2 protein-coding genes are annotated in these 5,075 nt (G+C 74.4%); both read left to right on the top strand.

The genetic code is table 11. From position 1 onward, the window contains the following. Positions 1 to 1,670: condensation domain-containing protein (locus tag ACFZCP_RS45700; protein ID WP_391443169.1), on the top strand; the 1,670-nt coding region annotated here is incomplete at its 5' end. Further along, positions 1,667 to 5,075 (top strand): amino acid adenylation domain-containing protein (locus ACFZCP_RS45705; RefSeq protein WP_391443172.1); only part of this gene is annotated, 3,409 nt, incomplete at its 3' end. The genes ACFZCP_RS45700 and ACFZCP_RS45705, both read left to right, overlap by 4 nt.

Genomic DNA, 5,075 nt, shown 5'->3' on the forward strand with positions numbered 1-5,075 from the left:
GTGTCGACGACAGCTTCTTCGACCTCGGCGGCGACAGCATCATGTCCATCCAGCTCGTCAGCCGCGCCCGCGCCGCCGGACTCGTCATCACCCCGGGCCAGGTCTTCGAACACAGAACCGCCGCCGGACTCGCGCTCGTCGCCGAGGCGGCCGAGGACGCATCCGTACCCGCGCTCCCGGCGGGCAGCGGCACCGGCAGGGTGCCCGCCACCCCGATCGTGCACTGGCTGCGCGAACGCGGCGGACCCGTGGGCCGGTTCCACCAGTCCGTCCTGCTGCACACTCCGGCCGGCCTCACCGAGGACCGGCTCACCACCGCCCTCCAGACGCTCCTCGACCACCACGACGCCCTGCGCGCCCGGCTGGTCCGCGACGACGACTGGGCGCTCGACGTCCCGGAGCCGGGCACGGCCCGGGCAGCCGCACTGATCCGCCGGGTGCCGTGGGCCGACGCCTCCGCCGAGGCGGTGCGCACGGCCGTTTCCGCCGAGGCGGACGCCGCCGCCGGACGCCTCGACCCGGACGCCGGGACGATGCTCCAGGCCGTCTGGTTCGACGGCGGGCCGCAACGCGGCGGCAGGCTGCTGCTCGTCGTCCACCACCTGGTCGTCGACGGGGTGTCCTGGCGCATCCTGGTGCCCGACCTCGCCGCGGCCTGTGAAGCGCTCGACAAGGGCGCCGAGCCCGCCCCGGCCCCCGTGCCGACGCCGCTGCGGGTGTGGTCCGAGGCACTGACCGCGGCCGCACCGGGACGAGCGGACGAACTGCCGCTGTGGCGACGGCAGCTGACCGGTGACGATCCCGTCCTGGGCCGCCGCAGACTGGACTTCGGGCGGGACACGTTCGCCACCGAACGCACCCTGGAGCGCACGCTCTCCCCGGACCGCACGGCGGCGCTGCTCACCGACGTGCCCGCCGCGTACCACGCCGGCGTCAACGACGTCCTGCTCACCGCCCTCGCCGTGGCCGTCGCCGACTGGCGGACCCGGCGTGCCAAGGGCCCCGGCACGGGTGTCCTGGTGGACCTGGAGGGGCACGGGCGGGAGGACGTCGTCGACGGCGCCGACCTGTCCCGCACCGTCGGCTGGTTCACCAGCCTGCACCCGGTCCGCCTGGACCCCGGAGCCGGGCACCGCGCCGGCTCCGGCTTCTGGGCCGGGGGCCCCGCGGTCGGCGAGGCGCTCAAGCGGATCAAGGAACAGCTGCGCGCGCTGCCCGACGGCGGCATCGGATACGGCATGCTCCGGCATCCGGCGTCCGGCACCGCGCTGCCGCACACGGCCCCGCCGCAGCTGGGATTCAACTACCTCGGCCGCTTCCCGGCGCCGTCCCGGAGCGAGGAGCCCTGGACCGCCGCGCCGGAGGCCGAGGCGCTCGGCGGCGGGGCCGACCCCGCCATGCCGCTCACCCACGAACTCGAACTCAACGCGCTCACCGAGGACCGCCCCGAAGGCCCCTGCCTGGTGGCGACCTGGTCCTGGGCAGGCGACCTGTTCACCACAGCGGAGGTCGCCGACCTCGCCGACACCTGGGCGCGTGCCCTGACCGTACTGGCCGACCACGCCCGAGCCCCCGAGGCCGGCGGGCACACCCCCTCCGATCTGACCCTCGTCTCACTGTCCCAGGCCGAGATCGACCTGCTGGAAGCCGACTGGAGAACCTCTCAATGACGAAGCAGGGACTCGCCGACGTACTGCCGCTCTCGCCGCTGCAGGAAGGACTGCTCTTCCACGCGCTGTACGACGAGCGCGCAGCGGACGTCTACACCGTGCAGCTGAGCCTCGACCTCGAAGGGCCGCTGGACGCCACCGCACTGCGCGCGGCCGCGGAGGCGCTGCTGCACCGCCACCCCAACCTGCGGGCCGCGTTCCGCCACGAGGGACTCAGCCGCGCCGTGCAGATCGTCCCCCACGAGGTCGCGCTCCCCTGGACGGAGACCGACCTGTCGGCCGAGACCGACCCGGACCGGCAGCGCGCCGAGCTGGACCGGCTGCTCGCCGCCGACCGGGCCACGCGGTTCGACCTGACCCGTCCGCCCCTGATGCGCTGCGCTCTGTTCCGGCTCGGGGAGCAGCGGCACCGCCTCCTGCTCACCAAGCACCACATCCTGCTGGACGGCTGGTCCATGCCGGTCCTGGTGCGTGAGCTGTTCCAGCTGTACGCGACCCACGCAGACGGCACCTCCCTGCCCGCGGTCACCCCCTACCGGCAGTACCTGGCGTGGCTGAACGGGCAGGACAAGGCCGCCGCCGAGACCGCCTGGAGCGCGGCACTGGCCGGGCTGGACGGTCCGAGCCTGCTCGCCCCCGCCGACGCGCCGCCGCCGGCCGTGCCGCCCGGCCACCTCACGGTGGAACTGACCGAGGAGCTGACCGTCCGGCTGCGCGAGCAGGCCCGCCGGCACGGGCTCACGCTCAACACCGTCCTGCAGGGCGCCTGGGCGCTGCTGCTCGCCAAGCTCACGGGCCGCGACGACGTCGTCTTCGGCGCGACGGTCTCCGGACGGCCGCCGGAGATACCGGGCATCGAGACCATGGTCGGTCTCTTCATCAACACCCTGCCGGTCCGCATCGAGCTGCCCGCGGCGGAGCCGCTCGCCGACGCCCTGGTCCGCCTCCAGGCCCGGCAGGCCGACCTGATGGCCCACCAGCACCTGGGACTGACCGAGGTGCAGCGCGTCGCCGGACACGGCACGCTCTTCGACACCATCGCGGTCTTCGAGAACTACCCCCTCGAAGCGTCCGAGCTCCAGCCGCCGGTCGACGGCCTGACCCTCACCGGCCTGCACGCCACCGACGCCACGCACTACGCCCTGGGCGTCGTCGCCGGTGTGGTCGAGGGGCGACTGACCATGCGCCTGGACCACCGTCCCGATCTCTTCGACAGCGCGGCGGTGCGCCGTGCCGCCGACCGGCTGGTGCGGATCTTCGAGACGTTCGCCGCCGACCCGACCCGGCCCGCCGGACGCGTCGACGTGCTCGGACCCGAGGAGATCCACCGGGTCGTCGAGGAGTGGAACGCCCCCGGCGGCCCGGCCGCGCCGACCGGCGACGACCCGACCACCAAAACCGCCGCCGACACCCTGACCGCCCGCTTCGCCGCCCAGGCCGCCCGCACCCCCGACGCGATCGCCGTCTCCTTCGGCAACGACCGCCTCACCTACGCCGAGCTGGACGCCCGCGCCAACCGGCTGGCCCGGCTGCTCACCCGGAACGGAGCGCGGCCCGAGCGGTTCGTGGCCCTCGCCCTGCCCCGCTGCCCCGACCTGGTCGTCGCCGTGCTCGCGGTCCTCAAGGCCGGCGCGGCCTACCTGCCGCTGGACCCGGACTACCCCACGGACCGTCTCGCCCACATGCTGGCCGACGCCCGCCCCGCCCTGCTGGTGACCCGGTCCGACGCGGGCCTGCCCGCAGGGCTCGGCGAGAACACCGCCCGGCTGCTGCTCGACAAGCCGGACACGACGGCCGCGCTCGCCGCCGAGCCCGGCACCGCCCCCGCCGTGGACGTGCACCCGCACCACCCCGCCTACATGATCTACACCTCGGGCTCCACCGGCCGGCCCAAGGGCGTCGTCGTCCCGCACCACAACGTCGTCCGCCTCTTCGGCGCGACCGACCACTGGTTCCACTTCGGCTCCGACGACGTGTGGACGCTCTTCCACTCGTACGCCTTCGACTTCTCCGTGTGGGAGCTGTGGGGCCCGCTGCTGCACGGCGGCCGGCTCGTGGTCGTTCCGCACGGCGTCAGCCGGTCCCCGGAGGAGTTCCTGCGACTGCTCGCGGACGAGCGCGTGACCGTCCTCAACCAGACCCCCTCGGCCTTCTACCAGCTGATGCAAGCCGACCGGGAGAACCCGGCGACCGGCGACCGGCTGTGCCTGCGCTACGTCGTCTTCGGCGGCGAGGCGCTCGACCTGTGGCGGCTCGCCGACTGGTACGCCCGGCACGCCGACGACAGCCCCGTCCTGGTCAACATGTACGGCATCACCGAGACCACGGTGCACGTCAGCCATCTCGCGCTCGACGCGCCCGGCGCCGCCTCCGGCCCCGGCAGCATGATCGGCCGCGCCATCCCCGACCTGCGCATCTACGTCCTCGACGGCGGCCTGCGTCCGGCCGCGCCGGGTGTCGCCGGAGAGATGTACGTCGCGGGCGAGGGGCTCGCACGTGGCTACTGGGGCCGTCCCGGCCTGACCGCGAGCCGCTTCGTGGCCGACCCGTTCGGCGCCCCCGGCGCCCGGATGTACCGCACCGGGGACGTGGCGCGCTGGACCGGGGACGGCGCCCTGGAGTTCGTCGGCCGGGCCGACGACCAGGTCAAGATCCGTGGCTTCAGGATCGAGCTCGGCGAGATCGAGTCCGTCCTCGCGGCGCACCCGGCGGTGGCCCAGGTCGCCGTCGTCGTACGGGAGGACCGGCCCGGTGACCGCCGCCTGGCCGCCTACCTGGTGCCGTCGGCCGGGCAGCGGATCGACCCCGGCCAGGTCCGCGCCCACGCCGCGCGGAGCCTTCCCGAGTACATGGTCCCGGCCGGTCTCGTCACCCTCGACGTGCTGCCCCTGACCCCCAACGGCAAGCTGGACCGCAGGGCGCTGCCCGCCCCCGACCTCGCTGGTACGGCCACGGGCCGGGCACCCCGTACCCCGCAGGAGGAGATCCTGTGCGGTCTCTTCGCCGAGGTGCTCGGCGTGGAGAGCGTCTCCACCGACGACCACTTCTTCGACCTCGGCGGTCACTCGCTGCTCGCCACCCGTCTGGTCAGCCGCATCCGCGCCGCCCTCGGCGTGGAACTGGCCATCCGCACCCTGTTCGAGGCGCCCACGGCGGCGCAGCTGGCCGAGCGCCTCGGGGAGGCCGAGGCGGCCCGCCCGGCCCTGCTGCCGGCCGTCCGTCCCGACCGGGTCCCGCTCTCCTTCGCCCAGCGCCGGCTGTGGTTCCTGGACCGCCTCGAAGGCTCCGGAGCCACGTACAACATTCCGCTCGCCCTGCGGCTGCGGGGTGTGGTGGACCGGGAGGCGTTGCGGTCGGCGTTGGGTGATGTGGTGGCGCGGCACGAGAGTCTGCGGACGGTGTTCC

Origin of the sequence: Streptomyces sp. NPDC007971 (assembly GCF_042958635.1) — a bacterium.
GTDB lineage: Bacteria > Actinomycetota > Actinomycetes > Streptomycetales > Streptomycetaceae > Streptomyces.